The organism is Frankia sp. AgB1.9 (assembly GCF_016786355.1).
Classification (GTDB): Bacteria; Actinomycetota; Actinomycetes; order Frankiales; family Frankiaceae; genus Pseudofrankia.
On record NZ_JADWYX010000023.1, the window covers coordinates 1 to 15,877 of the forward strand.

Sequence of the window (15,877 nt, forward strand, 5' to 3'; positions counted from 1 at the left end):
CGCCCGTCACGTCATGAAAGTCGGTAACACCCGAAGCCGGTGGCCCAACCCTTGTGGAGGGAGCCGTCGAAGGTGGGACCGGCGATTAGGACGAAGTCGTAACAAGGTAGCCGTACCGGAAGGTGCGGCTGGATCACCTCCTTTCTAAGGAGCGCATGCCGTTTCCGGATGTTCATGCCGGACGGTTGCTCACTGGCGTGGAATGCTGACTTCGAGAGGCTGTTCACGGCCTGGGTTTGTGTCTAGTACTCCCTGTCCTTCGGGGTGGGGGTGGAACGGGCAGCCAGGTGGTGGGTGGTTTCGTGTGGTGCGCTGTTGGGTCCTGAGGGAGCGGAAGCTTCTTCGGCGGCCATCTGCCCCTGCATCCTCGGTTCGAGGGTGTGGGGGCTGGTTGCGGTACGGACCATGTCTTCCGTGAAACTGCCCTTGTGGGTGTGTCCGGGTGTGGATGTGGGGTCGTCCGTTCTTTGAGAACTGCACAGTGGACGCGAGCATCTTTGTGGCCAAGTTAGTAAGGGCGCACGGTGGATGCCTTGGCACCAGGAGCCGATGAAGGACGTGGGAGGCTGCGATATGCCTCGGGGAGCTGTCAACCGAGCTGTGATCCGAGGATTTCCGAATGGGGGAACCCGGCAGGATGCTAAGTCCTGTCACCTACACCTGAATATATAGGGTGTATGGAGGGAACGCGGGGAAGTGAAACATCTCATTACCCGCAGGAAGAGAAAACAACCGTGATTCCGCGAGTAGTGGTGAGCGAAAGCGGATCTAGGCTAAACCTGTGTCGTGTGATAGCCGGCAGGCGTTGCGGCATAGGGGTCGTGGGATTCTTCAGGTTGGGCTGCCGCCTTTCCAGAGAGTTAGAAAACAGTGTGTTAGTCGAACGGTTTGCGAATGGCCGGCCATAGTGGGTAACAGCCCCGTAGGCGAAAACATTCTGTCTCTCGAAGAATATCCCAAGTAGCACCGAGCCCGTGAAATTCGGTGTGAATCTGGCGGGACCACCCGCTAAGCCTAAATACTCCCTGGTGACCGATAGCGGACTAGTACCGTGAGGGAAAGGTGAAAAGTACCCCGGGAGGGGAGTGAAATAGTACCTGAAACCGTGTGCCTACAATCCGTCGGAGCTGGATTTCGGTCTGGTGACGGCGTGCCTTTTGAAGAATGAGCCTGCGAGTTTGCGGTGTGTGGCGAGGTTAACCCGTTGTGGGGTAGCCGTAGCGAAAGCGAGTCCGAATAGGGCGCCCATAGTCGCATGTCTAAGACCCGAAGCCGGGTGATCTACCCATGGCCAGGTTGAAGCGCGGGTAAGACCGTGTGGAGGACCGAACCCACCAGTGTTGAAAAACTGGGGGATGAGCTGTGGGTAGGGGTGAAAGGCCAATCAAACCCGGTGATAGCTGGTTCTCCCCGAAATGCATTTAGGTGCAGCGTCGTGTGTTTCGTGCCGGAGGTAGAGCACTGGATGGGCTAGGGGGCCGACAAGCTTACTGAACTCAGCCAAACTCCGAATGCCGGTACGTGAAGCGCGGCAGTGAGACTGCGGGCGATAAGGTTCGTAGTCGAGAGGGATACAGCCCAGATCGCCAGCTAAGGCCCCTAAGCGTACGCTAAGTGGAAAAGGATGTGGAGTCGCACAGACAACCAGGAGGTTGGCTTAGAAGCAGCCACCCTTTAAAGAGTGCGTAATAGCTCACTGGTCAAGTGATTCCGCGCCGATAATGTAGCGGGGCTCAAGCGTACCGCCGAAGCTGCGGCATTCACATGTTAGCCCAGCTGCCTCCTTGTGGGGTGGTTCAGGTGTGTGGATGGGTAGGGGAGCGTCGTGTGGCGTGTGAAGCGGCCGAGTGATCGAGCCGTGGATGCCACGCGAGTGAGAATGCAGGCATGAGTAGCGAATGACGGGTGAGAATCCCGTCCGCCGGATGACCAAGGGTTCCTGGGGCAGGTTCGTCCGCCCAGGGTGAGTCGGGGCCTAAGGCGAGGCCGACAGGCGTAGTCGATGGATAACGGGTTGATATTCCCGTACCGGCGCTGGTGCGCCAATGCTGAATCTTCCTGTACTAACCTCCCGCTGATTCCCTTTCGGGGGTTGAGGTGGTTGGGATCTTGGGGGGTAGTAGGCAAGCGATGGGGTGACGCAGGAGGGTAGTCCATCCCGGGCGGTGGTTGTCCCGGGGTAAGCGTGTAGGACGACGTGTAGGTAAATCCGCATGTCATGTGTCTGAGACGTGATGCCGAGCCGATTGTGGCGAAGTGGATGATCCCATGCTGTCGAGAAAAGCCTCTAGCGAGTGCCAGGGCCGCCCGTACCCGAAACCGACACAGGTGGTCAGGTAGAGAATACCGAGGCGATCGAGTGAACTGTGGTTAAGGAACTCGGCAAAATGCCCCCGTAACTTCGGGAGAAGGGGGGCCACCACCGGTGACGGAACTTGCTTCTTGAGCTGGTGTGGGCCGCAGAGACCAGGGGAAAGCGACTGTTTACTAAAAACACAGCTCCGTGCGAAGCCGTAAGGCGATGTATACGGAGTGACGCCTGCCCGGTGCTGGAACGTTAAGGGGACGGGTTAGCTCTTCGGGGCGAAGCTCAGAACTTAAGCGCCAGTAAACGGCGGTGGTAACTATAACCATCCTAAGGTAGCGAAATTCCTTGTCGGGTAAGTTCCGACCTGCACGAATGGCGTAACGACTTTCCTGCTGTCTCAACCACAGACTCGGCGAAATTGCACTACGAGTAAAGATGCTCGTTACGCGCGGCAGGACGGAAAGACCCCGGGACCTTTACTGCAGCTTGATATTGGTGTTCGGTCCGGCTTGTGTAGGATAGGTGGGAGACTGTGAAGCGGCCACGCCAGTGGTTGTGGAGTCATTGTTGAAATACCACTCTGGTCGTGCTGGATGTCTAACCTAGGCCCGTGATCCGGGTCAGGGACAGTGTCAGGTGGGTAGTTTAACTGGGGCGGTTGCCTCCTAAAGAGTAACGGAGGCGCCCAAAGGTTCCCTCAGCCTGGTTGGCAATCAGGTGTCGAGTGCAAGTGCACAAGGGAGCTTGACTGTGAGACCGACGGGTCGAGCAGGTGCGAAAGCAGGGACTAGTGATCCGGCGGTGGCTTGTGGAAGCGCCGTCGCTCAACGGATAAAAGGTACCCCGGGGATAACAGGCTGATCTTGCCCAAGAGTCCATATCGACGGCAAGGTTTGGCACCTCGATGTCGGCTCGTCGCATCCTGGGGCTGGAGTAGGTCCCAAGGGTTGGGCTGTTCGCCCATTAAAGCGGTACGCGAGCTGGGTTTAGAACGTCGTGAGACAGTTCGGTCCCTATCCGCCGCGCGCGTAGGAGTCTTGAGAAGGGCTGTCCCTAGTACGAGAGGACCGGGACGGACGAACCTCTGGTGTGCCAGTTGTTCTGCCAAGAGCATGGCTGGTTGGCTACGTTCGGAAGGGATAACCGCTGAAAGCATCTAAGCGGGAAGCTCGCTTCGAGATGAGGTCTCCCACAGGGTCAACCTGGTAAGGCCCCCGAGAGATGATCGGGTTGATAGGCCAGAAGTGGAAGCACTGCAAGGTGTGGAGCTGACTGGTACTAATAGGCCGAGGGCTTGTCCTACAAAGATGCTACGCGTCCACTGTGCGGTTCCTGAGGAACGGCAGACCACCCCCAACCCCCCATATCTGTGGGTCGGGTTGGGGTGAGGTGCCATAACTCAACAGTTTTTCGGTGGTTTTAGCGGGGAGGGTACGCCCGGTCCCATTCCGAACCCGGAAGCTAAGTTCCCCAGCGCCGATGGTACTGCCCGGGAGACTGGGTGGGAGAGTAGGACACCGCCGAAATACCCTTCGGAACGCCCCCACACCACCAGGTGCGGGGGCGTTCCACATTTCCCAGACCTTTCTGGCGGGGAAGTCACCACACGGCGACACGGATCCCAGCCCCGGCGTCCCGCGGAACCGCGGCCGGCCGCCTGCTGGCGGCCCGTCCACTCGATCTTCGCGTCCCGTGGAACGCCCGGGGCGCGCTCGGTCTCGGGCACCAGACGGCCCAACGCCCGCGAGCGGCACGCGATCTCCGCGTCCCGCGGAACGCGAGACGGTTCGGCCCCCAGGACGTGCCGGCCTGCCGCCCACGGCACCGACTCGATCTCCGTTCCGCGGAACGTGCAAGAGCCGCCGCTTCCAGATTCCGTGGGAAGCGCTTGAAGCCCGTTCCTCGCGGCGGCTCGTCAGGGCGAAATCCATACCAAACTGGCCATCACCGGCCCGGGGTAGTCCTCGTCGAGACAATGATCGCGGACTTGGTAGGCAAACCGGCCCGCCGGGTCTTGTATGCCCCATGTATCCATACCTGTTCGCGATCATGCGGGTCGCGGTGGCTGGAAACATCTGAAGATCAGCAGTGTGGAACGGAATCCGGCCACGCCAACCGAACCGAACTTCTACGAGACACGGCCTGGGCACCTTCGGCGAGGTTCACCAGTCCAGGCGTCTCCATGATCGGCGTTCCGGCCCTCCCGTGGTCGTTGCTGGACTCGTTCCGTAGCCACCAGAAGGCGGAAACGCCGATCAAGACGACGGGCTGACCGTGGCGATCGCGGATCTCACGAGAGGAGCGAGCAGACGCGGGGCGTCGCGGTCGGGACGCGGTGGCAGAGGCGGGGCATGCGCCAAATGCGCAGGAGGTGCCACCGGCACTAGGCGGAGCGCCACCCACGGGAGGTACGCGATCTTCGCGTTCCGCGGAACGCGAAGGCCCGACTGTCTGGGGACGACTGCCTGCGGGACGTATTGGCCTGCGGCCCGCAGGGCGCAATCGATCTTCGCGTTCCGCAGAGGGGCACAGGCCGTACCGCCTGCGAGGACGTATCGGCGCGCCGCGTGCGGGACACACTCGATCTTTGCGTTCCGCGGAACGCGCAGGCCCTGCTGCCTGCGGACGTGCAGGCACGCCGCCCACGGGACATTTGATCGTCGCGCTCCGTGGAACGTGCGGACGATTCGCGCCGTGGTGATCGGCAGAGGCGGGTGCGGTGAGACACATGCCTGCGGTCCGGTGGCATCCGATAGATGGACGTCCTACTATCGGGTAGCCAAGCAGGTCGCCTTGCCGCGGGGTGCGGTGTCTCGGAGGTGCAGGTCGATGGGTGCGACGTCCGCTCTCCACACGCCGGTCTACCCGTTCCGCGCGGTGACCGCTGGCTCGCTGTTCGACGGCCATGATGCGGCGATCAACATCATGCGGCGGCTGCTTCAGGCGCAGGGGGCCGAGGTGATTCACCTTGGCCACGATCGGGGCGTTGAGCAGGTTGTGGCGGCCGCGGTCCAGGAGGACGTCCAGGCGGTCTTCGTGTCGTCCTACCAGGGCGGACACGTCGAGTACTTCACGTACCTGGTTGAGCGGCTTCAGGAGCGCGGAGCGGGTCACATCAAGGTCTACGGGGGCGGCGGCGGCGTCATCGTTCCCGAGGAGATCGAGCTGCTGCACGCGCGCGGGGTGGCCCGGATCTTCTCGCCGGCGGATGGTCAGCGCCTCGGCCTGCCGGCCATGATCAACCTGACGATTCAGGAGAGCGACCGTGATCTCGCGGCGGTCACGCCGTCGAGGGACGCGGTGCTGGCGGGGGACGAGGCCTCGCTCGCGCGGGCGATCTCGGTGCTGGAGGCCGGCCGCGACCCCGAGTTCGCGGAGTGGCTGCGCGACGCGATCGCGGACCGGACGACACCGGTACTCGGCATCACCGGCACGGGTGGCTCCGGCAAGTCGTCACTCACGGACGAACTGATCCGGCGCTTCCGGCTCGACCAGGAGGACAAGCTACGGATCGCGGTCATCGCGGTCGACCCGACTCGGCGTCGCGGTGGCGGTGCACTCCTCGGCGACCGGATTCGGATGAACGCTCTCGGCGACACCGCCGTCGGCGGACCGGTCTTCTTCCGTTCGCTGGCCACCAGGACAGCCGGCCAGGAGGTCCCCGAGCATCTCGGCGATGTGATCGCCGCGACCAAGGCAGCCGGCTATGACCTGGTCATCGTCGAGACTCCCGGCATCGGACAGGGCGACGCGGCGATCGTGCCGTTCTGCGACGTCTCGCTGTATGTGATGACGCCTGAATACGGCGCGGCCTCCCAGCTCGAGAAGATCGACATGCTGGACTTCGCGGACGTGGTGGCCGTCAACAAGTTCGAACGACGTGGCGCCGAGGATGCGCGCCGCGATGTGGCCCGCCAGCTGATCCGCAACCGCGAGGCGTTCGGCACCCCGTGGGAGGACATGCCGGTCTTTGGCACCTCCGCGGCCCGGTTCAACGACGACGGCGTCACCGCGCTCTACCAGGAGCTCAAGAGCCTCCTTCGTGGGCAACGCCTGCCGCTCGCCAGCGGAGCGCTGCCGGCGGTCGCGGTGCGCGCCTCCAGCGGGCTGACGACTGTCGTTCCACCGAAGCGGGTCCGTTACCTCGCCGAGGTCGCCGATGCCGTTCGCGACTACCACGCGCAGACCGAACAGCAGGCCGAGGCGGCCCGCCAGCGGGAGCACCTGGCAACGGCTATCACGGCCCTGGAAGGCACGACGGACGGCGATTCGGCGACCAACGCGCTAGCCGCGCTCCGGGACCAGGCAGAGGCCGCGCTTGCCCCGGAGGTCCGCGAGCAGCTCGCGAACTGGCCGGCACTGGTCGCCGAGCGTTCTGGCGACGAGATGGTCTACCGGGTACGGGACAACGAGATCCGCACGCCGTTGACGAGGACGACGCTCTCCGGAACGAAGGTGCCCCGGGTCGCGGTCCCGAAGATTGACGATGACGGCCGCTTGGTCCGCTTCCTGCGCCGAGAGAACCTCCCGGGGCTCTTCCCGTTCACCGCCGGGGTGTTCCCGTTCAAGCGGGCCGGTGAGGCGCCAGCCCGGATGTTCGCCGGCGAAGGCGACCCGTTCCGGACGAACCGCCGCTTCCATTTCCTTTCCGAAGGCGCCGCCGCGACCCGGCTTTCCACGGCGTTCGACTCCGTCACGCTGTATGGCCGGGATCCCGACACCCGACCGGACATCTACGGCAAGGTCGGCACCTCCGGCGTCTCGATCGCCTCCCTTGACGACATGAAGGCGCTCTACGACGGCTTCGACCTGTGCTCGCCGACCACCAGTGTGTCGATGACGATCAACGGGCCGGCGCCCGCGATTCTCGCGATGTTCCTGAACACCGCGATCGACCAGCAGCTTGCGGCGTTCGTCGAGAAGGAAGGCCGTGAGCCCTCCGCGGCCGAGGCGGCCGCGGTCCGGGCGCGCGCGCTGACAACGGTCCGCGGCACGGTTCAGGCCGACATCCTCAAGGAGGACCAGGGCCAGAACACCTGCATCTTCTCGACCGAGTTCTCGCTGCGCTGCATGGCCGACCTGCAGGAATGGTTCATCCAGAACGCGGTCCGCAACTTCTACTCGGTCTCGATCTCGGGCTACCACATCGCCGAGGCGGGGGCGAACCCGATCAGCCAGGTCGCCTTCACGCTGGCCAACGGCTTCACCTACGTCGAGGCCTACCTGGCCCGTGGCATGAAGATCGACGACTTCGCGCCGAACCTGTCGTTCTTCTTCTCCAACGGCATGGACGCCGAGTACAACGTCATCGGTCGGGTGGCCCGCCGGATCTGGGCCGTCGCCATGAAGGAGCGCTACGGAGCCGCCGAGCGCTCGCAGAAGCTGAAGTACCACGTGCAGACGTCCGGCCGGTCCCTGCACGCGCAGGAGATGAACTTCAACGACATCCGGACGACCCTGCAGGCGTTGTGCGCGATCTACGACAACTGCAACAGCCTGCACACGAACGCCTATGACGAGGCCGTCACGACGCCGACCGAGCAGTCGGTGCGCCGAGCCCTCGCCATCCAGATGATTATTGACCAGGAGTGGGGCCTCGCAGGCAACGAGAACCCCCTGCAGGGGTCGTACGTCATCGACGAGCTGACCGATCTGGTCGAGGAGGCCGTGCTCGCGGAGTTTGAGCGGATCTCCGAGCGAGGCGGCGTGCTAGGGGCGATGGAGACCGGCTACCAGCGTGGCCGCATCCAGGACGAGTCGATGCTCTACGAGCACCGCAAGCACGATGGCTCGCTTCCGATCATCGGGGTCAACACGTTTGTCGCCCCCGCTGGCACGGACGACGCGGCCACCACGCTCGAGCTCGCCCGCGCGACTGAGGACGAGAAGAAGTCGCAGCTGACCCGGGTCACCGATTTCCAGAGCCGGCATCAGATCGAGGCCCAGGCCGCGCTGCGCCACCTGCGCGACACCGCGTCCAGCGGCGGCAACACCTTCGCGGCCCTGATGGACGCCGTCCGGGTCTGCTCCCTCGGCCAGATCACCGATGCCTTCTTCGAGGTGGGCGGCCAGTACCGGCGCAACGTCTGATATCGGCGCAGCGTCTGACCTGCGCGGACCCGAGCTGACCGGCGGGCGGCGTCCCCACCCGGCCGCCGTCCGTCGCCGGTCAGCACGTTTGCCGGCTAGTGCCGGCTAGTGCCGGCTAGTGCCGACTAGTGCTGCCTCCGAGAAGGCTCGCCCGGTCTCCGCGTTCCATGATCGTCGTTTCGACCTTCCGGTGGTCGTAACTGGACCTGTTCCGTAGCCACCAAAGGGCGAAAACGGCGATCAAGGCGACGGGCAGACGTTGACGGTCACGGCGCCAGCGCGGCGCCGGCCCGCGTAGCGCGGGACAGTGCGGCGCCGGCCCGCGTAGCGCCGGACAGCGCGGCGCCGGACAGCACAGCGGCCGGCCAGTACAGCGCCGGGCGGCGCTGTACAGCACAGCGCGGCGCGGGCCAGCGCGGCGCTGGCCAGTACAGCGTCCGCCCGCGTAGCGGCCGGGCACCGGAGCTGGCGGGCGCGACGGGGATCACATCTCGGGGTCGCGGTGGGCCCGATTCGACGGTGCGAGTGGGAATCAATCGATCGATCGCGACGCTCGGGCGCCGCGCCGTTTTGCCTTGACGTCCACACCTGAGATGCAATGGGCGCAAGTTACTACGACGTAGCGTTGGCGGTGCCCCCGTTGACGCCCGCACCCGCCGGAGCGCTCCCACCGTGCCGCCTCGTAAACCCCTGCCTTTCGACCCGATCGCCGAGGCGCGGCGTCAGTGGACCGCGCACGGATGGGGGGAGACGGCGGATGGGATGGCCGCGATCACCTCGCTGATGCGCGCCCAGCAGATCGTGCTCGGCCGGGTCGACGAGGTGCTGCGGCCGTTCGAGCTGACGTTCGCCCGCTACGAGGTCCTCATGCTGTTGCTGTTCAGTCGGGAGGGCAGGCTGCCGCTGAACCGGATCGGCGTCCGCCTGCAGGTGCACCCGACCAGCGTCACCAGCGCCGTCGATCGGCTGGAAACGCGCGGCCATGTCCGCCGCATCCCGCATCCCACCGACCGCCGCGCGATCCTCGCCGAGATCACCGACGAGGGTCGCGCAACGGCGCTGGCGGCCACCGAGAAGCTCAACGGCACCGTCTTCGCGGACCTCGGCCTGCCCGAGGGTGGCATCGACACCCTTGTCGGGCTGCTCAACGAGATGCGCCGCACCGCCGGCGACTTCTGACGCGCCGCCGACGGCGCCCCTGGCGGCCCGACGCCCGGGCGCCGCGCCCGCCGGACGCTGTGCCCGGACGAGCCCAGCCCGGCCCAACCGGCCGGTCCCGGCCGAGGCCAGACCGTCCGGCCGGCCCCGGTCTCAACGCCCCGGGACCGGACTGCGTCGGGATAGCGCTGCGGCCGGGACAGCGCTACGCCGGGACAGCACTACGGCCGGGATAGCACTAAGAGGCCGACACGGCCCCAAGCGGCTCAGAGCACCGACAGGGGCAGCCGGCGGCGCTTGCTGTGGTCGTTGTCGATGATGGGCAGGCTGTGCGGGTCCACCGCGGTCAGTGCGGCCTCACCGTGGCCGAGGACGCATTCCGGGTCCGGGCCGTCCAGTGGCAGGCCGGTGAAGAACTTCGCCGCCATGCAGCCGCCCTGGCAGGCGTCGTAGTGACCGCACGAGGTGCAGGCGCCGGGGTTGTCGGGCTCCCGTAGCTCGGTGAACAGGGTCGAGGTCCGCCACACGTTCGCGAAGCCGCCGCCGTCGAGCACGCTGCCGGCCCGGAAATGGTCATGCAGGGCGAACGGGCAGGCGTACACGTCGCCGACCGGATCGATGAGGCAGACCACCCGGCCGGCACCGCACAGGTTCAGACCGGGCAACGCCTGGCCGTAGGCGGCGAGGTGGAAGAACGAGTCGCCGGTGAGCACCTCGGGCCTGGCCAGCAGCCAGCCGTGCAGCTCGCGCTGCTGGTCGGCGGTCGGGTGCAGCCGGGCCCACGAGTCCTGGCCGCGGCCCGACGGGCGCAGTCGGGTGATCCGCAGCTCGGCCCCGTAGTCGGCGGCCAGTGCGGCGAAACTGTCCAGCTGGTCGACGTTGTGCCGGGTGACGACGACCGACAGCTTGAACGCGCCGAACCCGGCGGTCGCGAGGTGTTCCATCGAGCGGCGGGCCCGGTCGTAGGAACCGAGGCCGCGGACCGGATCGTTGGTCATCGCGTCCGCGCCGTCGAGCGAGATCTGGATGTCGACGTAGTCCAGGTCGGCCAGCCGCCGAGCGTTGGACGCGTCGATCATCCCGCCGTTGGTCGAGAACTTCACGCCGACCCCGTGGTCGACCGAGTACTCCAGCACCTCGAAGAAGTCGGGGCGCGTCATCGGCTCGCCGCCGCCGACGTTGACGTAGAAGACCTGCAGGTCGGCCAGCTGGTCGACGACCGACCGCATCTGCGGCGTGTCGAGCTCGCGCGGGTCGCGCCGGCCGGAGGACGACAGGCAGTGCACGCACTGCAGGTTGCAGGCGTAGGTCCACTCCCAGGTGAGGCAGATCGGTGCCTCGAGGCCGCGCAGCAGCGTCTGCTGCAGCGACGCGCTCGCCGGCGTCGGCGCGAGGCTCGGGGCTACGGCCAGGTCGGTGACGCTCACAATGGCCTCCGTCGGGCGAAAGCTGGCGGGTTGTCTACGGGTGCTCGCGCGGCGGGCGAGCACGGGCGGTCAGCGGGGCTGGACGAAGCCGGTCTCGACGAGGCGCGCGAGCGCGCGTTCGACGGCGGGCCGCTTGGCCGCCGGCACGGCGGCCAGCGCGTCGCCCGCCGAGGGCGCGTCGCCGAGTGCCCGGACGACGGTGACCAGGTCGACGTCCTTGAGCAGCGAGAGTCGGCGGGTGGCGTACGAGTACGCCAGCGCGCCGAACCGCTCCGGCCGCAGCGCCACCTTCGGATGCAGGCGGTAGGGCAGCGACGGGTCGAACGTCACCCCGGACGCCTTGGCCACGGCATGCGCCGGTGTCGGGTGAGGGGACGCCGGGGGGGGGGGGGGGGTGGGGGCCGCGGGGGGGCGGCCGTTCCGGGGCCCCCACGGGTGTCAGGCCTGGAGTCATCTGGGAGAGCGGCGATCTAGTAGACGCCGCACATGCCGTCGATCGAGACGTCCTCGACGAGGAGGTCCTCCACGATCGGCTCGGCCGGCGCACCGGCCTCGAGGGTGCTGGCGGCCGCGATGTCCGTCGTCGGGGCGAGCGAGTCCATACCGTTCCTCCTGTGTGTTCTATGGCCAGGTGCGGGCCGTTGTGTTCTGTGGCCAGGCGCAAGCGGGTGTTCCCGGCGGCCGGCCGTAGGTCGGTGGGTGGGGTGTCACCTGCGGGCACCGCGAGGCTCCACCTGGCCGCGTTGCGTGACGCGGTGTGGCGAACCCTGGCGCCCGGCGCTGTCGGGGGCGTGGGTGGCGCGTCGTCGTCGACGGCCGGGGCGGAGGCCGCTGGGCCGGCGACGGGCCCGGCTCGCGCCGTACCCACGCCACCAGGGCCGGGCGTGGTGCCAGGCCCGACCGGGGCGCCGCCGCTACCAGCGGACTTCCATGTGCAGTGTGACCCGGAAACCACCGTTCTGTCGCGCGGAAAGGTGTTGTTGGGTGGTTCGCCATTGCGGTTGCTGACGTTGTCCCCGGCGGGAGGCTCCGTGTGGGAGGCGCTCCTGGCCGGTCGGCCGGTCGGCTCGGCCGGGCCGGGCGCCGGGGCGCTCGCCCGCCGCCTGGTCGACGCGGGCCTGGCCTGGCCGGTGCCGCCGGCCCAGCCTGAAGGCCGGGCGGCGACGGTCACAGCGGTGCTGCCGGTCCGGGACGGCGCGGCCGGGCTCGGTGTGCTGGTCGCGGCGCTGGCCCGCCGGTGCGCCGAGGTGATCGTCGTCGACGACGGTTCGACGGACGCGACCGGCGCGGTCGCGGCGGCCGCCGGAGCCCGGGTGCTGCGCCACGAGCACCCACGCGGCCCGGCCGCCGCCCGGCTCACGGGCGCGGCGGCCGCGACCAACCCGCTTGTCCTGTTCTGCGACGCCGACATCCAGCTCCCCGACGACCTCGGCACCACGACCGGTCATGCCGGGGCTGGCTCCACGGCGACCGATCCCACCGCGACCGGCCCCGTCGGGGCGGGTCAGGCCGGTTGGCTGGGCCTGTTGCTCGGGCACCTCGCCGACCCGGCCGTCGCGGCCGTCGCGCCCCGGGTTGCGTCCCCCGTGCCAGTGGGGGAGCGGGCCGGGCTGCTGGCCAGGTACGAGAGCGCCCGGTCGCCGCTGGATCTCGGGGCGCGGCCCGCGGCGGTCCGGCCGGGGTCGCGGGTGAGCTATGTGCCGACGGCGATGCTGCTGGTCCGCCGCGAACTGGTCGGCTTCGACCAGGGGCTGAGGTACGGCGAGGACGTGGACCTGGTGTGGCGGCTGGTCGCGGCCGGCTGGTCGGTGCGTTACGAGCCGGCGGCGGTCGTTCATCATCGGCCGCGCGCCGACTGGTTCGGCTGGGCGCGGCAGCGGTTCGGTTACGGCTCGTCGGCCGGTCCGCTGGCCGTCCGCCATGCCGGCCCGTTGCGTCCGGCGCGCCCGGCTGCGCTCGCCGTCGTCGGGGCAGTCGCGATCGCCGCCGCCCCCGCGGGCCCGGCGCGGCGAGCCGTCGTCGGGGCCGTCTGCGTGGCGACGGCCGGCCGTGGCGTGCTCACCGCGTCCAGGCTGGCCCGGCGGCTGGCTGCGGCGCCGAGGCCGGGACGGCTCGCCTGGGTGATGGTGCTCGCCGGGCGCCGCTACGCCGTCGAGGCGGCGGCCGACAACATCCGCCGCGGCTGGTGGCCGCTGTTGGCGAGCAGCCGGGCGGGGCGACGGGTGTTCGCCGCGGCCGTCGTCATCCCCGCCGGCCGGGACTGGTGGGCGACCCGCCCGCCGGTCGGGCTCGGGCCCTACGTGCTGGTGCGGATGCTGGACGACGCCGCCTACAGCGCCGGCGTCTGGTGGGGCTGTGTCCGGGCCCGGACGGCTCGCCCGCTGCTCCCACCGGGGCCGGCCTGGGCCGGGCGGGTGGTCGCCGCCCTGCGTCCCAGGCGAAGCGCGGGCGCGAGGGCCGGCGGCCAACGGGGGTGAGCGGGGCGGGCCCGCGGCTAACCTGTTGAGCTGTGAACTATCTCGACCATGCGGCGACGACGCCGATGCGGCCGGAGGCGCTCGCCGCGTTCATGGCGGCGCACGCGGTCGCGGGCAATCCGTCGTCGCTGCATGCCGGCGGCCGCCAGGCCCGCCGGGCGGTCGAGGAGTCCCGCGAGGCGCTCGCCGGCGTGCTCGGCTGCCGGCCCTCCGAGCTGATCTTCACCGGTGGTGGGACGGAAAGCGACAACCTCGCCCTGAAGGGCCTGTACTGGGCCCGCCGGGCCGCCGACCCGCGCCGGCGCCGGGTGCTCGTCAGCGCCGTGGAGCATCACGCCGTGCTCGACCCGGCGCACTGGCTGGAGCAGTCGCAGGACGCCGTCCTGGAGCTGCTGCCGGTCGACGAGACCGGGCTGGTCTCCCCGCGCACCCTCGCCGCCGCGCTCTGCGCCGGCGACGGGCCGGACGACGTCGCGGTCGTCTCGGTGATGTGGGCGAACAACGAGGTCGGCACCGTTCAGCCGGTCGCCGAGCTGGCCGAGCTCAGCCACGCCCACGGGGTGCCGTTCCACACCGACGCCGTGCAGGCGTTCGGTCAGGTGCCGCTGGGGTTCACCGAGAGCGGCGTCGACGCGATGACGGTCACCGCCCACAAGATCGGCGGGCCGGTCGGTATCGGCGCGCTGCTGCTGCGCCGCGGCCTGACCGTCACTCCGCTCACCCACGGCGGCGGGCAGGAGCGGGACGTCCGGTCCGGCACGCTGGACGCCGCCGGTGCAGCCGCGTTCGCCGCCGCCGCGCAGGCCGCCGCGCGCGGCCTCCCGGCCGAGGCTGCCCGGCTCGCTTCGCTGCGCGACGAGCTGGTCCGCCAGGTGCTGGCAGCGGTGCCGACGGCGGTGCTCAACGGGGCCCCGCCCGGCCCCGGCCGGCTGCCCGGCAACGCCCACCTGAGCTTCCCCGGCTGCGAGGGCGACTCGCTGCTCATGCTGCTCGACGCCCGCGGCATCGAGTGCTCGACCGGCTCGGCCTGCACCTCCGGGGTGGCCCGCCCGTCGCACGTGCTGCTGGCGATGGGCGCCGGCGAGCAGAGCGCCCGCGGCTCCCTGCGGTTCTCGCTGGGGCACACGTCGACGGCCGCGGACGTCGAGGCCGTCGTCGCGGCGATCGCCCCGGTCGTCGACCGGGCCAGCCGCGCGGGCGAGCTCGCGGGCCTCGGCGGGACCTAGCGCGCGGGTCAGGCATCCTGGAAGGGAAAGCAGCTCGGGGGACAAGGCGCACAGGAGGTGGCGTGATGCGGGTGCTCGCCGCGATGTCGGGCGGAGTGGACTCGGCGGTCGCCGCCGCGCGTGCCGTCGACGCCGGGCACGAGGTCACCGGCGTGCACCTGGCGCTGTCCCGCTCGCCGGACGCCGAGCGCACCGGCGCCAGGGGCTGCTGCACGGTCGAGGACGCCCGCGACGCCCGCCGCGCCGCCGACGTGCTGGGCATCCCGTTCTACGTCTGGGACCTGGCCGACCGGTTCGAGACCGACGTGATCGCGGACTTCGTCGCCGCGTATGCCGCCGGTGAGACGCCGAACCCGTGCGTGCGCTGCAACGAGCGGATCAAGTTCTCCGCCGTGCTGGGCCGGGCGCTCGCGCTCGGCTTCGACGCCGTCGTCACGGGGCACCACGCCCGGCTGTCCGCCGACGGCGTGCTGCGCCGCTCGGTCGACCCGGCCAAGGACCAGTCCTACGTGCTCGGCACGCTGCGCCCAGAGCAGCTGCGCCGGGCGATGTTCCCGCTGGGCGACTCCACGAAGACGCAGGTGCGGGCCGAGGCCGCCGCCCGCGGCCTGGGCGTCGCGGACAAGCCGGACAGCCATGACATCTGCTTCGTCCCGTCCGGGGACACCGGTGCCTGGCTGCGCGACCGGTTGGGCGCGAAGCCGGGGCCGATCGTCGACGCGGCGACCGGGGAGACCCTCGGCGCGCACGACGGGACCTTCGCGTTCACCGTCGGCCAGCGGCGCGGGCTGCGCCTCGGCCGCCCGGCGCCGGACGGCCGGCCCCGCTATGTCCTGGACATCTCGCCGGTGACGTCGACCGTGACCGTCGGCCCGGCCGAGTCGCTGGACGTGTGGCGGCTGGCCGCGGACGCGGGTGTCTGGGCGGCGCCCGACGGGTTCGACGTCGAGTGCCTCGCCCAGGTCCGCGCGCACGGCGACGCGGTGCCGGCCGTCGCGCGGGCCGACGGAGGCGAGCTGTCGATCGAGCTGCGCGCGCCGGTGCGCGGCACGGCCGCCGGCCAGGCCGTCGTGCTCTATGACGGCGACCGGGTTCTCGGCGGTGGTCACATCCTGCGCACGATGGCCGAGCGCGCCCTGGCCTAGGCACGCGGCCCGCGCCCGGGGCGCGCTGACCCCCGGACGACATCCG

The 15,877-nt window shown here is 69.0% G+C and carries 8 protein-coding genes and 3 rRNA genes; 8 read left to right on the forward strand and 3 right to left on the reverse strand.

Features of this window, described 5'->3' with window-relative positions:
- From I6A60_RS11070 to I6A60_RS11090, 5 genes are all read left to right on the forward strand, one after another.
- Window positions 1–144 (forward strand): 16S ribosomal RNA (locus I6A60_RS11070); the annotation flags it as partial.
- Window positions 145–501: 357 nt separating this feature from the next.
- A 23S ribosomal RNA gene (locus I6A60_RS11075) occupies window positions 502–3,610 on the forward strand.
- Between the two features lie 107 nt (window positions 3,611–3,717).
- Window positions 3,718–3,834 (forward strand): 5S ribosomal RNA (gene rrf / locus I6A60_RS11080).
- 1,303 nt (window positions 3,835–5,137) lie between these two features.
- Window positions 5,138–8,398 carry a fused isobutyryl-CoA mutase/GTPase IcmF gene (gene icmF, locus I6A60_RS11085; RefSeq protein ID WP_203022517.1) on the forward strand — a complete coding sequence of 1,087 codons (3,261 nt, stop codon included), beginning with the start codon at window positions 5,138–5,140 and terminating at the stop codon, window positions 8,396–8,398.
- Between the two features lie 672 nt (window positions 8,399–9,070).
- Window positions 9,071–9,577 carry a MarR family winged helix-turn-helix transcriptional regulator gene (locus tag I6A60_RS11090; protein ID WP_203022518.1) on the forward strand — a complete coding sequence of 169 codons (507 nt, stop codon included), beginning with the start codon at window positions 9,071–9,073 and terminating at the stop codon, window positions 9,575–9,577.
- A 245-nt stretch (window positions 9,578–9,822) separates the two neighbouring features.
- Here the strand turns inward: I6A60_RS11090 and mftC are convergent, their stop codons facing one another.
- From mftC to mftA, 3 genes are all read right to left on the reverse strand, one after another.
- Window positions 9,823–10,983 (reverse strand): mycofactocin radical SAM maturase, encoded by a 1,161-nt coding sequence (gene mftC / locus I6A60_RS11095; RefSeq protein WP_374113454.1) that lies wholly within the window; start codon window positions 10,981–10,983, stop codon window positions 9,823–9,825.
- Between the two features lie 69 nt (window positions 10,984–11,052).
- Window positions 11,053–11,313 (reverse strand): mycofactocin biosynthesis chaperone MftB, encoded by a 261-nt coding sequence (gene mftB / locus I6A60_RS11100; RefSeq protein WP_307873633.1) that lies wholly within the window; start codon window positions 11,311–11,313, stop codon window positions 11,053–11,055.
- A 140-nt stretch (window positions 11,314–11,453) separates the two neighbouring features.
- Window positions 11,454–11,585 (reverse strand): mycofactocin precursor MftA, encoded by a 132-nt coding sequence (gene mftA / locus I6A60_RS11105; protein WP_013422193.1) that lies wholly within the window; start codon window positions 11,583–11,585, stop codon window positions 11,454–11,456.
- A 429-nt stretch (window positions 11,586–12,014) separates the two neighbouring features.
- On the opposite strand from mftA, the gene I6A60_RS11110 reads away from it, so the two are divergent.
- The 3 genes from I6A60_RS11110 to mnmA all read left to right on the forward strand — a co-directional run bounded on the left by I6A60_RS11110 (window position 12,015) and on the right by mnmA (window position 15,831).
- The gene (locus I6A60_RS11110) at window positions 12,015–13,460 is read left to right on the forward strand and encodes a glycosyltransferase (RefSeq protein WP_307873634.1); all 1,446 of its coding nucleotides are present in this window, start codon (window positions 12,015–12,017) and stop codon (window positions 13,458–13,460) included.
- A gap of 32 nt (window positions 13,461–13,492) precedes the next feature.
- Window positions 13,493–14,686: a cysteine desulfurase family protein gene (locus tag I6A60_RS11115; protein ID WP_203022520.1), complete on the forward strand. Its 1,194-nt coding sequence runs from the start codon at window positions 13,493–13,495 to the stop codon at window positions 14,684–14,686.
- 65 nt (window positions 14,687–14,751) lie between these two features.
- Complete coding sequence (gene mnmA / locus I6A60_RS11120) at window positions 14,752–15,831, forward strand: tRNA 2-thiouridine(34) synthase MnmA (RefSeq protein ID WP_203022521.1); 1,080 nt, start codon at window positions 14,752–14,754, stop codon at window positions 15,829–15,831.
- Window positions 15,832–15,877: the final 46 nt, after the last annotated feature.